Raw genomic sequence first — 20,277 nt, 5'->3', positions numbered from 1 at the left:
GGTCGAATCAAGAGGAACTTCGCCGGCAGAAAGCTGAGCGAGCAATTGTTTGACCGGGGCTAGAAAGGAATGATTCGATGATCCGCAGCGTGCTACTGGCGCTTGACGCCAGCGAAGCGAGTCAAACCGCCAAGCGAATGGCCATTCGATTCTGTCGCGACCACAATCAGCGCGAGGACATGCCGAGCGTGGCGATTCATCTGACCGGCGTGGCGGTTGTCGACACTCCCAACATCTGCGCACCGATGGCGGTGCCGCTAGGCGCCGGGGCCTACAAGAAAGATCGCGACGAAACTTTGCTCGCCAAGGCGAACGAAGAAGCGGAAGCGATCCTCAGCCAGTTCGAGGCTGACTGCGTCGAAGCGGGCGTACCGCATACCGCGGTCCGTAGTGAAGGTCTACCGTACGAACAGATCGAAGCGGTATCGCGTACCCACGACGTGATCATGATCGGTCACGACACCAACTTCCACTACGAGACGCACAAGACGATTAGCGAGACGGTTCGCCGCTTGTTGCTCGACAACGCCCGGCCGGTGATCGTCTTCCCGAAAGAGGCGCCGACCAACGACTCGGTGGTGATCAGCTACGACGGCAGCATCCCCGCGTCGCACGCGCTGCACATGTGGACGCTGCTGCGGCTGCGTCGCCCCGAGACCAAGGTGCACGTCGTCAGCGTCGATCGCGATCTGGCGGTCGCCCAAAGGCACTGCGACGAAGCGGCCGAACTGCTCCGTTATCATCAGGTCCAAGCGACGTTGCATCCGACCAAGTTGACCAGCAGCGTCGTCAACCAATTGTCGGAAGTGATCGACGAAATCGCGCCCCGCACGGTGATCATGGGCGCCTACGGCAGCGGCGGTTTCCGCGAAGCGCTGTTTGGGTCGTCGACCAACAAGATGCTGGAGAACGCCAAGACGCTATTGTTCTTGTACAAGTAAGCGTCTCCGCAGGATCGCAGACCGCGTCGTCGCCAATCGACGACGCGGATCAGATCCGGCAGACGACTGCAAGTGCGATCGCAGCTACGGGATGAAACGGGCCACCAACTGAACCGGACTGCAATAGTCGTGGATCTTGGTGAGCGTGGCGATCAGCTTGTCGACCTCGGCATCAGTTGACTTGCACTGGTAACCGTTCGCTTCCAGTCGGGCTAAGATCGACTCGTAGACAGGATGCAGATATCCGTGCATCCAAGTGTGAACGCCAATCGCAACCTTGTCGTCATCAAACTGCAGAACGGCCCACTGCCAGACGCCATTCTTCTTATTGCGCCCATCGATATGTTGGCAAATCTGAGCAAAATCGGGCGATAGCGATTGAAAGTGCAGTACTGTCCCAAAGCCAAACCCACGCAACCAGCCTGGTCTAAATTCGGTTTTCACGCCGGTGCGAATATGCGTCGCCAAATCATGAACCGACTCGAACGGTTGATCGACATGCCATTCGACGACACCGCGATGGATGTTCAGATTCTTTTTTTCCCACAGTCGCCAGGCGACTTCGGAAATCGGCGATTTCGGCGTCAGCTTTTTGGGATCGATGTCTGCATTCACGTGGATGAGGTCTCGCTTGGTTTCGCTTGCAGTTCTAGTTCCGGCTTTCGCTCTAGCAGCGCGTGAAAGAACGCTTTCAGGTCTTCTTCTTTGAAGTAGGCCAGCGCGCCGATCCAATGAACTTGCTTGCCGTCATGCTTCGTTAGCGTCAGGCTGTAATCGCGCAGTTGTTGTCGGCCCGCCTTCGCCCCCTCAATCTTGGCCGACGCGGTAATCGGGTTCGAGGCGATAACGGCCGCTTTCTCAAGGGTCGAAAAGTTGCGTTCCATGAATCCTTGGAACTGGCCAGTCGAAATGCTCTTTAAGTCGGCCAGTTGGACGCTGGAGCCGCCAAAGCGGACCTCCTCTGCGTTGATCGACAGTCGCTTGCTGCGATGCCGCTGGTAAAGCTTCCACTCGAAAAAGATCGGCGGACCGAGCGACATCACGGCGGCCAAGACCCACCATACGGGATCTCGGAGCAACGGGGCAGGGCGGCCCAGCACCTTGGTACACAGGAAGACCGACAAGATGAGCCCGCCGAAAAGCAGGAGGAGCATCGAAACGCCGGAGAATATCGAGCCGGCGGTGGCGAGTCGCGGGCACTTGTCGCGGGGCATCGGTTCCCAGACGTTGGAGTTGGAATTGGGGGACAGTTCGCTGGCAGTCGTCATCGTGCGTTCTCGTGAATCGGCGAAGAAGAACACGAGTATACGGGATCGCCAATCTCGCATCAAAACGCCAAAGCCCCTTCCAGAAAACTTAACGAAAGGCGTTGGAAAGGATCGCGAAGTGTTCAGTAATTCCTGGTTACCGATTCGCTCCAGAAGAGCGCATCTCGATCTGCTCGAGCCGCGTTTGCAATTGCTGCTGATATTCGCCCGTCGCGGTATCGATCGCCGAGCGATAGAAGAGTTTGGCGATGTTCAGCTTGCCTTGCTTCACGCAGGTTTCGGCCATATCGGCGTACTTGATCGCCTTGCGGTTGGCGGCGGCGTCTTCGGCCGATAGTTGCCGGCGGATCGCCGCCAGGCTGCCGGTCGCCGGCTCTCGGGCGGCGCCGATCATTCGCAGGGGAGAGTTCGAGGAAGTGGGATCAACCGTCGACGGCTTACCCAGCAAGATCTCATCCATTTCGGCGGGCGTCGGATGAATGTAAGCGTGGACCCAGCTGTTGGAGGCCGACGTGCCGGTCGACATGCTGCGGCCGCTGGGAAAGGTCAACGAACCAACTTGGCCGCTCGTCTCGCTGCGACGCATCACGCCGCCGCCATACGTGGCGCCCCGATCAGGAACCAGTACCGACGTGCCGACTGAGAAGTTGCGGAGCTCTGGCAACTGGACCACCTGCGCGGACGAGACGCTGGCCAGGACTAGGCTCATCCCTATCGATAGGCAAAAAAGTAGGCGCATCGTTGGTTCCCATCCGCAATCCATCGACCGGTGGCGACGCCCACGACGCCGCTTCCTGATCAATTTTAGAGACGATTGCGAATCGGAGGCAAGCGAGCGGCGCCGCAAGAACGAAAAAAGGCCGCCAGCGGAGCTTACGGCCTTCAATGCGATAACCGATCGGACTATTCCGATTTGTTGAGCTGATCGCGGAGCTGTTCGGGGTCGACTTCGCCGGCGTCAAACGGCATGGCGGAGTGAGGATCGAGGATCTTCACTTCCTCAGAATTGACCACTTTGCGGGCGCTGCGGACCTGGCCGTAGACGATCGCCGCCTGAAAGGCCCAGAAGATCGAGATGATGATCCCGATCGCGGCGCCCAGGAACTGCAGCGAAACGAGGCTATCGGTTTCGATCAACAAGCAGATCGCGGTCACAAAGGCGACGACCGAAACGATCACCTTGGTAACGTACATGTTGCTCCACCGCTTCAGCGTATGGACGTCGATCGCCGAGCGGGCCGATTGATTCGCCAGGTCTCGTAAGGCTCGCAGGTCGGAAGTTTGCTCCGGCGCTTTCCGAGACGGGATGAACTCGCCGAAGTTGAGCGGCGTCTGTTGCTCGACCGGTTTGGGCGGTTCGGGCTTCTTGGGCGGTTCCGGTTTGGCGTTGCCTTGTGCCTTCTCGGCTTCGCGACCACGGACGCGATTCATCAGGCTCGACATGTATTCTTCGATCGAGACGTCATCGTCATCGGCGTTCGCCCCAGGCGTCGGCTCTTCTGCGTAGCTCTCCGAGACGGGGGGAGGCGTCGGTTCGTACTCCTCTTCCTCTTCGTCCTCTTCGGCATGCGGATCAAAGCCGAACTTGGCCAGCACGTCGGCCACGCTGGTTTGCGAGGTCGGTTGCGGCGGCGCGACTTCCTCTTCGTCTTCTTCCGGCGCTTCCTCTTCTTCGTAGCGATCTTCCGGCGGACTCGACTCGAACTGGGCGGGAGCATCGGTCAGCTTCTGCGACATTCCTTCCAACTCTTCGATCCGCCGCATCAACTCTTGTTCGCGCTGCGACCAGCCGCGCGACAACACCTGCAGACGCTCGTTGGCGTCGGCGACGTCGCGCTGCGCTTTCTCTTGCGCTTCGATCAGATCGGCGGGCGTTGCGCCGCCGCTGTTGGCCTGTAGCGCTTGGTTCTCTTGCTGCAACGCGTCGAGCTGTTGTTCGAGCTGGGCGACTCGCACTTCGCTGGCTTGTTGAATCTGCGCCAGCTCTTGCCGTAGATGCTCGGCTTCGACCGGTTCTGCATGGTCGGCGGCGTTCTCGATCGCCGACTGCAGCTCTTCGTTTTGCTGTAGCAGCGTCTGCAGTTGTTGCCGCAGGTCGGCGATCTGGGCGTCGCTCTGCTCGCGCGATTGCTGCAGGTCGTGTTGCAGTTGTTCGATTTCGGCGTTGCTATGGCCAGCATCACTGTGGTCCGTTGCCGGTTCCGGCGTCGGCGTCGTGGCGTCGGTGCGCATCGACTGGCGGACGATATCGACTAGGCGGTGCATGCGGCGACGATTGCGGCCGCGGATTTCGCCCAGACGACGTTCTAGCGTTTGCACGCGACGTTCGTTCTGCGGCTGCAGGTCTTCGGCCGACTCGGGATCGATGCGAAAGCTGACCGCGCCGAGCGTGATCCGATCGCCGGGGACCAGGGCCGACTCCGGCACGCTTTGTCCATTGACCAACACCTCGCCGTCGATCCGCTGCAGCACCATGCCGGCCGCGCCCCGCCAGATCACGCAGTGACGCGGTTGGATGCCGGCGGCGGTCAATCGAAGCGAACAGCTAGCGGCCGAGCCGATGACGCATTTGGTCCGCTGCAACTGTACGACCTGACCGTCCCGTTCCGTCCCTTCGACGCGCAGCACGAGCGGGCTCAGCGGCTTGCCAAGTAAGGGAGATTGCAGCAAATCGACTTGCGTAACCATAGCGTCGCCTAACGTCTTGACCGAGGCTTTGGGGGAGGAAGCTGCCGCCGGATCTGAAGGACTAAACCCAGCCGCGATAAGGGGATATAGCTCACCTCTGGGCGACGGTCAAAGAACGGGCCCGCCTGCCACGGCGGTGCGCCTCAAGAAATCAGCCGGCATTTCCGAAAAACGGCTTGAATCGGTTTCTCCGATTGGTCGATGACGGTAACACGCGTGGGCGAAAGTGTCCCAAGAGAAAAAAAGAAGAGATTCGCAAGCAAATTTTCTCCAGGAAATCAACCCGAATCTTTGAACCGAACCCCTTTCTCCCTCGTATTTTATGATGGTGAACCGATAATTCGGAGCGACCTGAGAGAATTTGGAATTTGAAGACTTCCCCTATTCCGAACCGGTACTATATTTTCGTTACGCATGAAACCGTGATGTCGATCCCCTCGACAGGGCGGTCTCTTGGCAATGACGAGAATGGGCAAGGCCAATTTCGGAAACTGACGGACCCACAATCGTATTGAGTCCACCTGCTACGGTTTCCGCCACACGAAGGTGACCACCATGGGTAAATCACGAACGGACTTCATTGACAAGACGAAGGAGATCTTGTTGAAGCGCCGCGACGCACTCCGCAAGGCTCTCGCGGGCGACTTGAGCATGTTGAAAGAGCTTGAGCAAACCGCTGGAGACGTCGTCGATTTCGCGCTCGACAGCGCTCAAGACGAATTGAGTTCGCAACTGGCCGAAGTCGAAAGTCGCGAATTGGCGCAAATTGACAAAGCGCTCGAGCGGATTCGGGGCGGTTCCTTCGGCGAATGCGAAGGTTGCGGCTGCAAGATTCCGGTCGCTCGCCTGCAAGCGCTCCCCTACGCTACGCTCTGCATCAAGTGCCAACGCGAGTTGGAAGAACTGGGCGAAGATGGCGTCAGCTGGCTCCAGAACTCTGACGAAGTCTCGATCTAAGCGGCCCACCGCTTCGCGATATTCCGAACAACAAGAAGGCGGTATGCCCCTGCGGCAGGCCGCCTTTTTCTATGCGCTGCCCGGGGTTACGTCGACAGGCGCCCGCACGAAAGACTTGCGTTCACCTCAGTACAGCCTAGAATTCGACGGAGAATCACTATTTCGGCGGCTTCCAGCGCAGGATGGCTTTACATGAACACGCACAAATCCCGTATGACTCTCGCGATCGTCGCGACCCTGCTGTTGTGCGTACCATTCTCCAGTCTCGCGCTTTCCCAAGAACAAGCGGTATCGCCGCGCGATCAACTCCGTCAGGCGATTCTGGCGGAAGTGGCCGAGATCGAAACGCATGGCAACCTGCTGAAAAAGGTCTGTCGCTACGTCCGTCCTTCGGTCGTGCATATCGAAGCGCGGAAGAAAGAAGGGGAGTCGCTCGCCTATGGCGGCAGCATCGTTGACGAAGCCGGCTCCGGCGTCATCATTCTCCACAACAAGAAGCATTACATCCTGACCAATCGCCACGTGATCAGTCAGGCCGCCAATCAAGATATCAAGATCCATCTCGACGACGGCCGCATCTTGCGCCCGACGCAAGTCTGGACCGATCGCGAAACCGACGTCGCCGCCATGGCGGTCGAAGCCGATCGTCTGGTGCCGGCCCAAGTCGCCAATAGCTCGGATGTCGAGATCGGCGAGTTCGTTCTGGCGGTCGGCAGTCCGTTTGGACTCAGCCAATCGGTTACGTATGGCATCATCAGCGCCAAGGGGCGTCGCGATCTGCAATTAGGTCGCCAAGGTTTGAAGTTTCAGAACTTCATGCAGACCGACGCCGCCATCAATCCCGGCAACAGCGGCGGTCCGCTGCTCAACATGCGGGGCGAAGTGATCGGCATCAATACGGCGATCGCCAGCAACTCGGGGGGCAACGACGGCATCGGCTTTACGATTCCGATCAACTCGGCGCTCAACATCGCTCGGCAGATGATCGACGACGGCAAAGTCTCGCGGGCCTTTCTGGGAGTCGTGCTCGACTCGCAGTACGACAGCAAGAAGGCCGAGATGTTGGGTCTGCCGATGGCGAAGGGAACCCGCGTTAACGGCGTGACCGAAGGTTCGCCAGCCGACGCGGCCGGCATCCTGGTCGGCGACGTCATTGTGCGGTTCAACAACCAAGAAATCGAAGACGACTCGCACCTGGTCAACGTCGTCAGTCTGTCGCCGCTAGGCGTCAAGCTGCCGGTCGATCTCTACCGCGATGGCAAGCTGATGGTTGTCGAACTGGAACTAGCCGTCCGCGACTCGTCGGTGAAGTAGAGGACTGCCAGCGATTTTGGGCGCCGTTGCCAGGAAGACGTGACAACGGCGCCCGCGCTACACACTGCTGGACAAGCCAGCAGTGGCGCACCAGATAGGTTTCGCCAAGTATTTGTAGGGTGGGTGGAGCAAGCGCAACACAAGTTGTTTCGCTTGTTCGCCGAGACTCGCTTGCGCAACCCATCTTGTTCTTGCGACCGCATCGTTGGGTTTCGCTCCGCTGCACCAAAACGCATGGGGGAAAACGTAAAAACCGCTTGACGTTCAAGACAGTCGCTACATCGGTCTCACTACGTTCCCCGAATCGCGGCGCGTAGTCCTTGAATGACGCAATCCTGCACCCGGGGAACATCGATCTTCGAGGCGACTTCCATGTTGGTCGCCCAGGCGCGATGTTCGCGGCGATCGAAGACAGTGGCGCCCAAGGTGATCTCGCCGGTCGTTTCGACGTCGCCGGCCATCTCTTCCATCTCGAAGAACTCGGGATGCAGCACCGCCGCCAGTGCGACGGCGTCATGCAAATAAATCCCCTCGATCCCCAGCGACTGACGATGGCTGCGATAGACGAACGGAATCAATTGATGCAGCAACTGCGACGCCGGCGAAGATTCGATGTTCGGCAGTTGATCGAGCAGGTCGAGAGCAAACGCCGCCTGACGGGTGACGTCGAGCGGAATCAGCGTCTTGGTGGTGCGCGACTTGAAGACGGTCCGGGCCGCCATCGCATCGAAGTGGCAATTGAACTCGGCGGCTGGGGTGACGTTGCCGATGCCGTTGTACGCGCCCCCCATGATGACGATGCGGCCGATTTGGGCGGCGATCATCGGATCGCGCTGCAGGGCTCGGGCGATGTTGGTCATCGGGCCCAAAGCGACCAGCGTCACTTCTTCGGGCGCGGCCCGTATCTCGTCACAGATCAGTTTCTCGGCCGGGTGCCGCTGGTGTAGCGAAGAGACGACCAGTTCTAAGTTGGCCAAGCCATCGGTCCCGTTCAGGTCGGTTCCGTCGACCGGCGGCGCCGTTTTCGGTCCCGTACCTACCCCGATGCGGGGGCGACGGGGCGGATCAAGACGCTCGACCAGGCCCTGTAGATTGCGTCCTGCCTGATCGGCTGGGACATTGCCGGCGGTCGAGGTGACCGCAACCACGTCCAATTCAGCGTCGAACAGGGCGACCATCAGGGCGACGGCGTCGTCGATCCCGGGATCGCAGTCAATGATAACCTTCCTGGCCATAGTCGATCTTCGACCTCTCGCTCGCAGCGGTAATTGTCCTAAATTTCGCCTCGCGAGACGATCTTGTCTCGCCTCCTGCAAGGCCTGCCCACTCTATTTATATCAGAATGCCGTCGGCAGGTGCAGTCGAACGCGGGTGGGAGCCGGCCCCGCGAGTCGGTAGAATCAATCCTCGATTGGCAAAGTTTGGCGAGGAAGCGAATGGGAAACGAAGCGATCTGGAACGAACTGGAAGCGGGCCGCGATTTGACGGTCGACCAAATGGCGGCGGCGATCGACGAGATCATGCAGGGCGCTTGGCCGGATGACCAGATTGCCCGGCTGTTGACCGGCATCAACGCCAAAGGTCCGGCCGTCGACGAACTGGCGGGCGCCGCGATCGCGATGCGGCGGAACATGACCGCGATTCAGACCGACCGGACCGACGTGATCGACACCTGCGGCACCGGCGGCGACGGCAGCGGCACCTTCAACATCAGCACCGCCGCGGCAATTGTGACGGCGGCCGCCGGAGTTCCGGTCGCCAAGCATGGCAATCGCAGCGTCACCAGCAAGACCGGCAGCGCCGACGTACTGGCCAAGCTGGGCGTGAACATCGAAGCGACCGTGCCGCAGATCGAACGCTGCCTGAACAAGATCGGCATCTGTTTCTGTTTCGCCCCGCTGGCGCATCAATCGATGCGTCACGTCTCGGCGGTTCGCAAGAGTTTGGGCGTGCCGACGATCTTCAATCTGTTGGGCCCGCTCTGCAATCCCGCCCAAGCGCAGTACCAATTGCTCGGCGTTGGCCGACCTGGCATGCGCGATCCGATGGCGGCCGCAGTGCTGAAGCTCGGCGTGCGCCGTGCGGTTTTAGTGACCGGCGAAGATGGCTTGGACGAAGTGACCCTGACCGGCAAGACGCATGTGACGCTCGCCGCCGACGATCAGCTTGCGAAATGGGACTGGAGCCCCAGCGACTTTGACATTCCGGTTGACAGTCTTGAGACGATGAAGGTCGCCGATCCGGAAGAAAGCGCCACGATGATTCGTCGCGTCTTAAACAAAGAGAAGTGCCCATCGCGCGACATCGTCGTCCTGAACGCCGCCGCCGCCATCTGGACCGCCGAAAAAGCAAGCAGCCCCAACGAAGCCGCCGCCATGGCCGACGTAGCGATCGACAGCGGCGCGGCGCTGGCCAAGCTGCAGCAGTTGGCGGAGCTTTCGCACAAGGGCGCGTAAGCAGGTTCAGGCGATCAGTTGGGTGGCCCAGGCAGGTCGAAGCAGACGTGATCAGGCCATTCGTGGGAATTGGAAATGGTCCAGTCCAACTTAAAGCCCCGGAGGGGCGGCCCAAATCGAAGGACGATCCAGTTCGGCGTCAACGATCAATTGAACGCACCGACCTGGGGCTGCGTCGCAATGTGCGACTGCGCCCCAGGCTAGATTAGGACGGCCCTCCGGGCCTTGGAAGTTGGTGGCGATTGGGGAAATCATCGCGCCTGGTTCGTCATTGAATGCACGCCGCATTTCCCTCGCTGGCGCTGCGGGCTACTGTTGAGGACCCTATCGCCCGCGTTGGCCGGCCATTTGTGTGGCTAAGAGATCGAGTTGGCCTTTGACGTCGGCCAGCAATACGTGCGGGCTGGCGCCTTCGGCCATGTGCAGGTAGAAGTTTTGACCCGGCGACGAATGTGAAGAGCCGGCCAGGCGGGTCGTCGCTTTTTGGTCTTCTAGCTCTTCTTTGACCTCATGCAGTTGGCGATGCAAGCGGCGATTGGTTTGCATCACGCTGTCGAGTTGGAAGACGACGCCGACCAGCATCGCGGCGATTCCCACGGCGGTCAGCGGTTGTCCGACCAACGACAAAATCGGCCGCGGTTCAAACATCGCCCAGCCCAGCAGCACCAGGCCGCAGACCAGCATGATCGAGCCGAGCGAGGTCGCCAGCCACGAGAAGATCGACGTGCGAGGCCCCCGTAGTTTTTTGCGGGCCGGTCGCGGCGGTGCGGGCGCTTGGGGAGCGGCCGGTTCGCGCGGCGGCGGGTCAGGGGAGGGGATCGGCGTTTTTTCTTTCGCCGGTTCGCGGCCCATCATCGCCACGATGCGATCGATCGTTTGCAGATCTTCCTGCAGGCGGAGCGTATCAATCCGCAGCGACGGGGGAGCTTCCGGCTTCGCTTCCAACGTATTCTGGCATCGGCCGCAGAGGATGCGCGCATCCTCCGCCGCAGCGATGGGAGTTACGTCTTGGCGGCAATGTTCGCACCACATGGGGAGCCGGATTCGCAAGTGTAGATCAAGGGTCGGCTAGCAACCGCCAGCCGCGCCATGCTTGGCGTCTTCTCTTGCATCGGCCAACGCAGAGGCTCGACCTGAACGATTTTGCCGGGTTCTCCGGTAAAGAAGAGTTGCAGGGAGGCTGGCGCTGCTAGCGGTGGAGATTCAACAAGTCATGATCGGAATGCCCGCACCGAGTCGCCGTGGCAGCGGCGTCACGCCCAATGACCCCAAGCCCAAAGGGCCGATCTAAAGTAGCCCAGGGTGGAGTCGCGTCAGCGACGCAGCCCTGGGTCAGCAGGCCCCAATCGGTCGCAAGCCCCACCGGGGCGATCTAACGGGAATCGCCAAAGGGGCCGACCATGCCGCAATCGCTGGCGCGCATCTGGTGTCATCTCATATTCTCGACGAAACGTCGCCAGGCGTTCTTTCGCGATGAGGGAATTCGAACAGAGCTTCACGCCTATCTCGCAACCTGCCTAACCAGTTCCGATTGCGAACCGAAAATCGTCGGCGGCGCTGAAGATCACGTCCACCTTTTGTTCCTGTTGTCGCGAACGACGACGTTGGCAGATATCGTCGCCAAGGTGAAGGCCGCGTCTTCGAAATGGTTGAAGTCGAAAGGGGCCGGGTATCACGATTTCGGTTGGCAGGCGGGATACGGCGTTTTTTCGGTGAGCGAATCGAAGGTTCCTGATGTTGTCGACTACATCCGAAATCAAGTCGAGCACCACCGTCGATTCGATTTTCAAGCGGAGTTTCGCGAGATCTGTCGACGGCATGGTGTGGAGTTGGACGAACGTTTCGTCTGGGATTAGATCGCCCCGATGGGGCTTGGGGATTCTAATGGGCGCATTACCCAGGGCTACCTTAGCGGCGCCCCTTTGGGGCTGAAGAACGAAAGCTTAACCCAAACCTTGCTGCATCACCGGCAGGACGCTTTCCATCGCTTTGGTGAGCGTGGTCGACAGCGTGGCGCCGGCCGCCATCTTGTGGCCGCCGCCGCCGAAGTTGGCGGCGACTTGCGAGACGTCGAGCGCCGAGCGGCTGCGGAAGCTCGCTTTGATGCCGCCGTCGGGAAGTTCGATAAACAGGACCGCCGCTTTGACCCCCTGGATGACCAGCATCATGTTGATCGCATCTTCGGTATCGCTGGTGGTCGAACCGGTCAACTCGAAGTCGGATGACTCGGCGGTGCTGTAGGCGAGTCGGCCGTCGGAGATGACGTTCACCTTCGCCAGGATACGTCCCCGCAACAGCACGCGGGCCAACCGATCCCGTTCGTAGAGATCGGCGTAGACGGCGGCCGGCGAGGCGCCAGCGTCGACCAGGCCGGCGATCGCGCGATAGGTGCCGCTGGTGACCGAGCTAAAACGGAACCAGCCGGTATCGGTGGCGATGGCGGTGAACAGCTGCGAGGCGGTTTGCGGGTCGAGCGAAAGTCCCCAGGCCTCGGCCGCTTCGTAGATCAACCGGCCGGTCGCTTCGGCGGTCGAGTCTTTGAAGACCTCGGCGCCCAGATCATCTTCGCTGACGTGATGATCCAGGACGAACTTGGGGCCAGCGAACGCTTTGAGCACCTCGCCCATTTCGGCCAGTTGAATCCAGGCGCCGGTATCGACGACCATTAGCGCGTCGAAGGTTCCTTCGAGCGCCGCGGCGGTGACGTCGCGACCCAATACGCGAACTTCGCCGGTGGGGTCGATAAACGAGAGATGCGGCGGGGTTTCGGAAGCGTTGACGATCAACGCTTCTTTCCCCATCTGCCGCAGCAGCGCCGCCATTCCCAATTCGCTGCCGAGGGCGTCGCAGTCGGGGCGTACGTGGCTGGTCAGCAGAAAGCGTTGGTACGGAGCGATCGCTTCGCCCAATTTTTTCCAGTCGATGTTGATGTCGCTCATTTCGTTTCTTCCCTGACGTCGGGCGTCAGCCAATCGCTGTACGCACGCTTCACCGCTTCGACGTCTTGATGTATCTGACTGGTTAATTGCTCTGCATCGTCAAAGGTGCGCACGTCACGCAATCGAGCCAGGAACGCCAACTCGAGCGGCTCGCCATACAGCGAGCCTTCAAAATCTAACAGGTGCGCTTCGACTTTCGGATGCCCCTCGCCGAAAGTTGGATTGGGTCCGATGTGAATCGCGGCGGCATGCGTCAGTTCTTTCCGCACGACATAGCCGGCATAGACGCCATGCGCCGGCACGATGGTATCGATCGCCTCCAGGTTGGCGGTGGCGAACCCCAGCGTGTTACCGCGGCCAGCGCCATGCGTCACCATGCCCCGCAGGCGATAAGGTTCGGTCAGCATTCGCCGCGCGGTTTCGATTTCGCCGGCGGCGATCGCCTGACGGACGCGACTGCTGGAAATGATCTCGGCGTCGCCGGGCAGCTCGAGCGGCTGTACGATTTCGAGTTCCAGCGCATGTTGCTGACAAAGTTCGCCCAGCAGTTGGGTGTTGCCGCGGCGGTCGCGGCCGAAGTAGAAGTTCGGCCCTTCGACCATCGCTTTGGCTTGCAGCTTGTCGACGACGATCTGTTGAAAGAAGTCTTCGGCCGAGAGTTCTAGCAGAGCGCGATCGGTTGGATAGGCGATCATCGCGTCGACCCCCAGTTGCGCCAGCAGTTGCGCTTTGCGGCGCGTCCAGGTCAGCGGCGGCGGCGTTTGCTGTGGCCGCAGCAGACGCACCGGATGCGGGTCGAACGTGAAGACGATCGTCGGGCCTTGCACGGCGCGCGCTTGCCGGCGGATCGCCTCGACGATCCGGGCATGTCCGCGATGGACGCCGTCAAAGTTTCCGATGGTGAGCGCGCCGCCCAGAATTTCGGACGGAACGTGCTCGAGATCGTGCAGCAAACGCACGCGACTGCCTGGCTTAAAGTAGGGGGGAGCGGACGAAGCTACTTATTTTTGTACGTCGAACCGCTCTCGACAAGCGACAACGGAGAATCCTGTGAGGTTTCTCTGAAATATGAGCGACTTTCGGACGAAAAACAGTCGGAATTCCTCCAATCGGTTTAAGATAAATCGCCGTGCCCCGATTCGCCGTCGGCCGCTTTGGCGCGGTAGACTGGCAAATGGTAAGGGCAAGTCAGCCGCATAACAGACCATTCGATTAGGCAGCCGAAGACGCGACGCCGAGACTTGTTATGGAAATCTTGAAATTCGCCTGTACTTCCTGCAGCGCCCAATTGCAGGCCGCCGCTTCGGCCGCCGGGGACTCGTTTACTTGTCCGCATTGCGAACATTCGCTGCGCGTGCCGCAGCCGGACGCGGTCGGCGTGATTCGCTCGGGCGGGCGCGACAATGAGGAGACCGAAGCGGTCGTCTGTCCGCTTTGCAACACGCGGGTCACGATCCAGTCGGCCGACTTGGGCAAGAAGGTGAAGTGCCCCGACTGCGAGACGGCGTTTGTGGCCAAGGCGCCGGCCAAGAAACTGCCCCCCAAACCGCAGACGACGGATGACGACGACTTCTACTCGCTGAAGGAAGAGACGCACGACGACAGCGCTTCGAAACAGATGGCGGCCCGCTACTTTGAAGAAGCGGAGCGTCAGGCCAAAGTTGAACGCGAACGCCACACCTACGCCGACAAGCCCTATCAGAAAGCGGTCGAGCAAACGGCGGCGACCGCGTACGAAGCGGAGCCGTATGCCGAGAAGAAGCGGGAGAGCCTGACGCCGGAGGACTACGATCCGCGGGCGACGCGGGTGAAGAACCCGGTTTCGCTGGCGCCCGATGCGATCAAGACCGATTTCAAGTTTTTTTGCGAAGTCCAATTTCTGACGCGGTGGATCGTGGCGGCGTTGGGGATGGCGGTCGTGCTGTATACCGGAATCAACGCGATGTTGGTTCGAATCAACGTCACCGATGGGATTGGCGGCTTTGGCGCCTACTTGACCAGCTTTGTGCTATCGGCTTTGACGGTGGTGATTGGCGCGATCGTGCTGGTCTATCTCGCTTCGGCGTTCATGAACATTTCGACGTCAATCGCCAGCGGGGTCGCCCATTTGGTATGGCCCGAGACCCCAGCGTTTGAGCGGATCATGGAGACCGTCTTTTTCGTCATTGCATTGATGATGGCGCTGTTGCCGTCCGGGCTGGTCAGCGCCCTGATTTCGCCCTACTTGGGCGTGCCGCTGGGGGGGCTCAGCTTTGTGCTGTTTCCCTACTTCTATTTGTCGCTGCTTGACTCCGGCACGCCGCTGGTTCCGCTCAGCAGTTCGATTCTGGCCGCCGTCGGACGCAAACTACACAAATGGATTTTGTTCTACATGGTGACCGGCGCCGTGCTGGCAGTGGTCCTGGTAGCGATGGGGATCGGGTACTTTTTTTGCGGCGAAGAGTACCAGTACGTGAAATATATGGTGCTGCCGGCTGGGGTGCTGACGACCGGATACGCCCTGTTTTACGCCGTTTGGCTCGGAAAACTGGGGTGGGAGTGCTCGCAGGACGTCGGCGAAACGCCTGAGAATGCCGCTGACGGCTGATACCGCCCTCAACGAGAGCCGGCGTCTGCGGTATTATGTTGGCCATGAACCGCAGCGAAATGGAAAAACTAGCGAAATCGCTCCGTGCCGGACGCGTTTCGCTTCCCGACTTTATTGATCAAATCGCCCAGATGGCGACGCCGGAGCCGGCTGCCAAGACCGCTCCGCTGCAAGGCGCTTCGCTCGACCTCGACCGCTCGGGCCGATGCGGATTTCCGGAGGTCGTCTATGGCGAAGGCAAATCGGCCGAAACGATCCTGGAGATCTTTCAGCGTCAGCAGGAAGCCGGACAGTCGTGCATGGCGACCCGCATCGACGCTGAAAAAGGCGCCGCCATCGTCGCCAAGTTGGACGGCGCGACCTACAACCCGGTCGGACGAACGGTTCGCCTAGGCAGCGCCGGTCAACCGTCGCAAGGGAAGGTCGGTTTGATCACCGCCGGCTCTAGCGACTTGCCGGTTGCCGAAGAGGCCCGCGAGACGTTGTTATGGATGAACGTCGATGTGACGACGATCCATGACGTCGGCGTCGCCGGACCCCACCGTCTGCCGGAGCGCATTGGCGAGCTTGCCGATTGCGATGCGGTCATCGTCGTCGCCGGCATGGAAGGGGCGTTGCCCAGCGTGGTCGGCGGCTATCTCGCTTGTCCTGTGATTGCGACTCCTACCAGCGTCGGCTACGGCGCTAGTTTCGGCGGAGTCGCGGCTCTTCTCGGGATGCTCAACAGTTGCGCCTCGAACGTCACGGTGGTAAACATCGACGCCGGATTTCGAGCCGCTTACAACGCAGGAATCATCGCGACGCGTCGGCGTCGCTAACCGCAAAAAGGAATTCAAGGATGGATCGCTCTCACCGCAAAGACGACGCGTCAGTCGCCTTGCCCCGTCTGCAACAGCGCAAGACCAACAGCCACAAGGGAGACTATGGTCGCGTGCTGGCCATCGGCGGTTCGCCGGGCATGTCCGGCTCGATCTCGCTGACCGGCGTCGCTTCGCTCCGCTGCGGCGCGGGACTGACGACGATCGCGACTCCCAAAAGCGTCCAGCCGCTGGTCGCGCAGGTCGAACCTTCCTGCATGACGATCGCGCTGCCCGAAGATCGCAGTGGCCTCTTGCCGATGCATGCCCGCGATCAAATCGCCAAGGTTGCAAAAAATTCGGACGTGGTTGCCGTTGGTCCGGGACTGGGGCGTTCGCATGGTTTGGACATGCTCGTGCAAGATATCTACTGCGATCTGAAGACGCCGATGGTGGTCGACGCCGATGCGATTAACGCGCTCGGCTCGCGCGAAAATCCGCTGGCCGAACCAGGCGGTCCGCGCGTGTTGACGCCGCATCCCGGCGAATTCCGCCGTTTGGCCCGCGATCGCGAATTGCCGAAAGGCCGCTGGACCGACGTCGCCGCCGATATGGCCAAACGAAACGGCGTCGTTCTCGTCCTAAAGGGGCATCGTACCACGGTGACCGATGGCGAGCAGGTTTACTCCAACGAGACCGGCAACCCCGGCATGGCGACTGCCGGCGCAGGGGATGTTCTGACAGGCGTCATTGCCGCGCTATTAGGGCAAGGGATTTCCGCATTCGAAGCCGCGCAGCTGGGCGTTTATCTGCATGGGCTGGCTGGCGATCTAGCGGCTAAAACGATTGGCGGCGATGGGATGATCGCATCGGATTTGCTCGACTATTTAGAGTCCGCCTTTCAGCAGCACCGACGTCGGCGTTAACCGCGTATTCCGGTCGTGACGATTCGCTCCTCGCCGCGTGTGGCAAGCCGTATCCAAAATGCGCTTGGATTGCGCACGCGCCGGGAGTATTCTTTCAATGCGACCCAGAGGGGCATCCCCTCCAGTTTTTTCCCCTGGGTCAAGTCGTTTCAGGGATTTGAAGCGGCGACAATGTTGAAACGTTCGCTGGACCGATCCGCGGAAGTTTCCTGTTAGTCAAGAGACTTAGAGGCGAATCGGTTTTCACGCCAGGGAGGACATGGCGCCATGAATCAAGCGGTCAATGCAATCGTCTACGAAAAGAACGGCGAAACCTACATCTGGACTTTCGAGGCCGAAAACGAACGAGCCGCTCTCGGTTCGATTTGCGAATTCGCGCACCGAAACGATCTCTCATTGGATTGGGAAGACGCCAATCTGATCTGGCAGCGCATGGGGCAGCAGCCCGAGACGATCCATGTCCGCGATCTGGCCCGGATGCTGAGCCACCGCCCGTCGTAGGAGGGACGCTCGGCGGCTCTTGCGACCCTATCTCAAATTCGGCAGAAAAGCGCCATGGTTGGCCCGGTCACTGTCGTTTGGGCGTCGATCCAGGTAAGATCGAGAGAATCGAACACTTACCCACGCGATGCAATAGTCAGGACTCAAGTATGCTGCCGCGGCGCGAGATTTTTCCGAACGTCATCGAGATGAACTTTCAGGCGGGCCATCTGCTGGGCTGTAACGTCTATCTCATCTTTGATGAGAACGAATGGATCATGATTGATATCGGCTACGAGGAAGTGGTCGACGAGATTGTCGAACTGGTCCGCCAGCTCGATTTCCCGCTGTCGCAATGCAAGACGTTGATCGCCACCCATGCCGACGTCGACCATATCCAGGGCCTGGCCAAGACGAAGCAACTGCTCGGCACGACGATCACTTCGCATCCGCTGGCGGTCAAGCCGCTGGAATCAGGGGACAAGCTGATCACCTTCGCTGAGATCGCCGCCCAGGATATCCACCTCGAGATGCCGATGGTGCAGATCGAGCATCAGATCGAAGATGGCGACGTCGTCACCGTCGGCAAGCTGAAGTTGGAAGTCTGGCACACGCCCGGCCATACCGACAGCCAACTCAGCTTCCGCATGGGCGACTTGCTCTTCTCCGGCGACAACATCTACCGCGACGGTTGCGTCGGCGCCATCGACGCCCACCATGGCAGCGACATTCCGGCGTTCATCAAGTCGCTAAAAAGAATTCGCGAAAGCGACGTCAAATGGCTGCTTCCCAGCCATGGTCCGATCTTCAAGAAGGACGACGCTTTGCTCGACAAGACGATCGCCCGGCTCGAGTCGTATCAGCACATGGCCGACTTCGGCACCTGCGCCGTCGACTGGCCGCTGATGGACGAGTGGGAAGACGAAATCATCGAAGGGAAGGGGCCTCAGTAAATGAGGCTCCAGTAAAGAGGCTCTGCTTTCGGCAATCAATCGTGGTAGGGTCCGCTGTGCGGACCAAGTCCTGTCATGGAGCGTCCATGATCGAATGGCTAACCTGGATGGCGCTTCCTGGTCCGCACAGCGGACCCTACGTGCCTGTTGAAAAATGCCCTCGTGGCATTTTCCAACCTCGCCAGGCTCAGAGCATAGCTCTTCGCGGATCCCAAAATAACGACTTACGTCGCTATTTTGGGATCGCATCCCTGCGATCCAGCAGCCCGTTGAGAAAATCAACGGACTGCTACGTGGCAAAACGTGTGGATTGGCGTTGGTCATCCCCCAAAGTCTCCAGCTTCCCCCAGGGGCGATTCGGTCGCATTGTGCCGGTTCTAGCGGATTTTCGTTAAAACCAGGCCGACCCGATTGCCGAAACAAAGAGCAGCGGAACCGTCGTCGAGCGTCGGCCGCGCTACGGTTTCGTGGAAGCAAATATTGATTTTGGGGGGAAACGATGTTGAAGCGCATCGTCTTGGGACTAATTGTCGCGACAGCATTGCTATCAGCGACCCAATCGGTCGAAGCTCAAGAACGCGCCTTCGGTCGCGCTTGGGGCGGGACCTACGGTACGTATGACTGGGAGCGGTTCTACCACTATCCCTACGTCTACTACCCGCAAAACTTCTACGGCGAAGAGTACTACAAGAGCAGCGACAGCCTGTACTATCGCTATCCGGCCGAAATGCGAATTCCGGTCTACAACAAAGGGTGGCAAAACTACTACCCGAACGGCCGCCTGTACCACAGCGGCCACCACTTCGAACTCGACGTCTTTTAATCGACGCTCGTGGTCAAACACTGCACAACAAAAAACGGACGGACCGAGAAGGCCCGTCCGTTTTTTTGCGCGCAAAAATACTAGAGCGTTTTTCTGATAGCTGTAGCGTTTCTGGCGTTGGTGAGGCAAGCTGGTCAAGGCGACCGAAGCAGGCGAATCCTCAAGATTCGTCGATGCAGGTCAACGCCGACCAGCGCGGCCGCAACCAGCCAGAACCATACAGATGGAGGAAAACCGCTCTAACCCGAGGCGCAAGCCGAGGGAATGCGGCCGCAAGGTCAATGACGAATGACGAACAACAAACCGGGTGGCCCGGTCACGTCGGCTTCCGACTGGCCGGGTTGCGCAGCAACAAGATGCCTCACCATCCGGATTGTCTCTTCAGCAACGCCTCCATCCGTCATGCCCTGCAACCAACATCCCCATCCTTCTTCCGCCCCGGAGGGGCAAGCCAACCTAGCCTAGGGCGAAGTCGCCCACCAGGCGACGCAGCCCTAGGTAACGTCGCCACCCTGATCGAAAGCCCCGGAGGGGCGAACCTAACGAGCGACCAATCCGGTCCAACGTCAACGATTGATTTCGTGCACCGTTCCTGGGGCTGCGTCGCGAAGCGCGACTACGCCCCAGGCTAGGTTGGAACGGCCCTCCGGGCCTGATGACGTTCGTCATTCGGACCTTCGGATTTGATTCGACATTCGTCATTGAAATGGACGCCGCATTCCCTCGGCTCGCGCCTCGGGCTACGATTTTGTGCGATTTCGCCCTTGTTTTCTCGGGTCAAAATTGGTTTGACAAATTGCTCGACTTTTGGGCTAATGCCTCTCGCAACATGGGTGACGGATGCCCGTCGATTCTTCCCGCCGGCCTGGCGACGCTCTTCGCCGTGGCCATCAAACATGACGAAATGTAACGAAACGTGTGCCACTGCTGGCTTGTCCAGCCGTGTCTGCAGGCAGCGTAAATAACTCGTAGGGTCCGCTGTGCGGACTACGGCAGCGCGTTTGCTTGCGCGATTCGAAAAAGGGTCAGGTCGCTTTTTCGCGGTCGCGTGCTGCGCGTGTGGAAAACTTACTCGCGAAAAAGAGACCAGATCCTGTTTCTCAATCGGCTCTGTTTCTCATTCCGGCCGGTTTCTCGTTCAACTTTTT

At 59.8% G+C, this 20,277-nt stretch carries 19 protein-coding genes; 11 read left to right on the top strand and 8 right to left on the bottom strand.

The genetic code is table 11. The features are described from left to right. The first annotated feature begins 77 nt into the window (after positions 1-77). Positions 78-941: a universal stress protein gene (locus Enr8_RS19135; RefSeq protein WP_146434551.1), complete on the top strand. Its 864-nt coding sequence runs from the start codon at positions 78-80 to the stop codon at positions 939-941. Positions 942-1,025: 84 nt separating this feature from the next. Here Enr8_RS19135 and Enr8_RS19130 read toward each other — a convergent pair whose 3' ends face one another. The 4 genes from Enr8_RS19130 to Enr8_RS19115 form a co-directional block, all read right to left on the bottom strand. After that, positions 1,026-1,556 carry a hypothetical protein gene (locus tag Enr8_RS19130; protein WP_146434549.1) on the bottom strand — a complete coding sequence of 177 codons (531 nt, stop codon included), beginning with the start codon at positions 1,554-1,556 and terminating at the stop codon, positions 1,026-1,028. After that, complete coding sequence (locus tag Enr8_RS19125; RefSeq protein ID WP_146434547.1) at positions 1,553-2,209, bottom strand: hypothetical protein; 657 nt, start codon at positions 2,207-2,209, stop codon at positions 1,553-1,555. The genes Enr8_RS19130 and Enr8_RS19125 overlap by 4 nt, the downstream gene beginning before the upstream one ends. 136 nt (positions 2,210-2,345) lie before the next feature. Further along, positions 2,346-2,948, bottom strand: a complete 603-nt coding sequence (locus Enr8_RS19120; RefSeq protein WP_186767744.1) for a hypothetical protein — start codon at positions 2,946-2,948, stop codon at positions 2,346-2,348. Positions 2,949-3,112: 164 nt separating this feature from the next. Beyond that, positions 3,113-4,897: an FHA domain-containing protein gene (locus Enr8_RS19115; RefSeq protein ID WP_146434543.1), complete on the bottom strand. Its 1,785-nt coding sequence runs from the start codon at positions 4,895-4,897 to the stop codon at positions 3,113-3,115. Positions 4,898-5,452: 555 nt separating this feature from the next. Here Enr8_RS19115 and Enr8_RS19110 point away from each other — a divergent pair. Then, the gene (locus Enr8_RS19110; RefSeq protein WP_146434541.1) at positions 5,453-5,854 is read left to right on the top strand and encodes a TraR/DksA family transcriptional regulator; all 402 of its coding nucleotides are present in this window, start codon (positions 5,453-5,455) and stop codon (positions 5,852-5,854) included. 192 nt (positions 5,855-6,046) lie between these two features. Continuing rightward, positions 6,047-7,168 (top strand): S1C family serine protease, encoded by a 1,122-nt coding sequence (locus Enr8_RS19105; RefSeq protein ID WP_146434539.1) that lies wholly within the window; start codon positions 6,047-6,049, stop codon positions 7,166-7,168. Between the two features lie 290 nt (positions 7,169-7,458). On the opposite strand, the gene Enr8_RS19100 is transcribed toward Enr8_RS19105, so the two are convergent. Then, positions 7,459-8,403, bottom strand: a complete 945-nt coding sequence (locus Enr8_RS19100) for a nucleoside hydrolase (protein ID WP_146434537.1) — start codon at positions 8,401-8,403, stop codon at positions 7,459-7,461. A 201-nt stretch (positions 8,404-8,604) separates the two neighbouring features. Here Enr8_RS19100 and trpD point away from each other — a divergent pair, with 201 nt between their 5' ends. After that, the gene (gene trpD / locus Enr8_RS19095) at positions 8,605-9,624 is read left to right on the top strand and encodes an anthranilate phosphoribosyltransferase (protein ID WP_146434535.1); all 1,020 of its coding nucleotides are present in this window, start codon (positions 8,605-8,607) and stop codon (positions 9,622-9,624) included. A 324-nt stretch (positions 9,625-9,948) separates the two neighbouring features. Here trpD and Enr8_RS19090 read toward each other — a convergent pair whose 3' ends face one another. Next, positions 9,949-10,656 (bottom strand): hypothetical protein, encoded by a 708-nt coding sequence (locus Enr8_RS19090; RefSeq protein WP_146434533.1) that lies wholly within the window; start codon positions 10,654-10,656, stop codon positions 9,949-9,951. Between the two features lie 368 nt (positions 10,657-11,024). Between Enr8_RS19090 and Enr8_RS19085 the strand changes: the two genes are divergently transcribed. Then, positions 11,025-11,480 carry a transposase gene (locus tag Enr8_RS19085; RefSeq protein ID WP_146434531.1) on the top strand — a complete coding sequence of 152 codons (456 nt, stop codon included), beginning with the start codon at positions 11,025-11,027 and terminating at the stop codon, positions 11,478-11,480. A gap of 87 nt (positions 11,481-11,567) precedes the next feature. Here the strand turns inward: Enr8_RS19085 and Enr8_RS19080 are convergent, their stop codons facing one another. Together Enr8_RS19080 and Enr8_RS19075 are read right to left on the bottom strand one after the other, a co-directional pair. Then, complete coding sequence (locus Enr8_RS19080; protein ID WP_315851770.1) at positions 11,568-12,563, bottom strand: DHH family phosphoesterase; 996 nt, start codon at positions 12,561-12,563, stop codon at positions 11,568-11,570. Next, positions 12,560-13,522, bottom strand: coding sequence for a bifunctional riboflavin kinase/FAD synthetase (locus Enr8_RS19075; RefSeq protein ID WP_146434529.1), 963 nt, complete (start codon positions 13,520-13,522; stop codon positions 12,560-12,562). Before Enr8_RS19075 ends, Enr8_RS19080 begins: the two co-directional genes overlap by 4 nt. 287 nt (positions 13,523-13,809) lie before the next feature. On the opposite strand from Enr8_RS19075, the gene Enr8_RS19070 reads away from it, so the two are divergent. The 6 genes from Enr8_RS19070 to Enr8_RS19045 all read left to right on the top strand — a co-directional run bounded on the left by Enr8_RS19070 (position 13,810) and on the right by Enr8_RS19045 (position 19,129). Then, on the top strand, positions 13,810-15,150 hold the full coding sequence (locus Enr8_RS19070; RefSeq protein WP_146434527.1) for an MJ0042-type zinc finger domain-containing protein: 1,341 nt from the start codon (positions 13,810-13,812) through the stop codon (positions 15,148-15,150). Positions 15,151-15,194: 44 nt separating this feature from the next. Then, a complete protein-coding gene (gene larB, locus Enr8_RS19065) occupies positions 15,195-15,968 on the top strand; it encodes a nickel pincer cofactor biosynthesis protein LarB (RefSeq protein ID WP_146434525.1) in 774 nt (257 codons plus the stop codon). Positions 15,969-15,988: 20 nt separating this feature from the next. Continuing rightward, entirely contained in the window at positions 15,989-16,873 is an 885-nt protein-coding gene (locus Enr8_RS19060) for an NAD(P)H-hydrate dehydratase (protein ID WP_146434523.1), read from the top strand. 267 nt (positions 16,874-17,140) lie between these two features. Further along, positions 17,141-17,374 carry a hypothetical protein gene (locus Enr8_RS19055; protein ID WP_146434521.1) on the top strand — a complete coding sequence of 78 codons (234 nt, stop codon included), beginning with the start codon at positions 17,141-17,143 and terminating at the stop codon, positions 17,372-17,374. A gap of 149 nt (positions 17,375-17,523) precedes the next feature. Beyond that, positions 17,524-18,306, top strand: coding sequence for an MBL fold metallo-hydrolase (locus Enr8_RS19050; protein WP_146434519.1), 783 nt, complete (start codon positions 17,524-17,526; stop codon positions 18,304-18,306). Positions 18,307-18,805: 499 nt separating this feature from the next. Next, entirely contained in the window at positions 18,806-19,129 is a 324-nt protein-coding gene (locus Enr8_RS19045) for a calmodulin-binding protein (RefSeq protein WP_146434509.1), read from the top strand. Positions 19,130-20,277: the final 1,148 nt, after the last annotated feature.

The organism is Blastopirellula retiformator, from assembly GCF_007859755.1.
Classification (GTDB): domain Bacteria; phylum Planctomycetota; class Planctomycetia; order Pirellulales; family Pirellulaceae; genus Blastopirellula; species Blastopirellula retiformator.
This window is presented reverse-complemented; position numbering and strand designations above follow the sequence as displayed.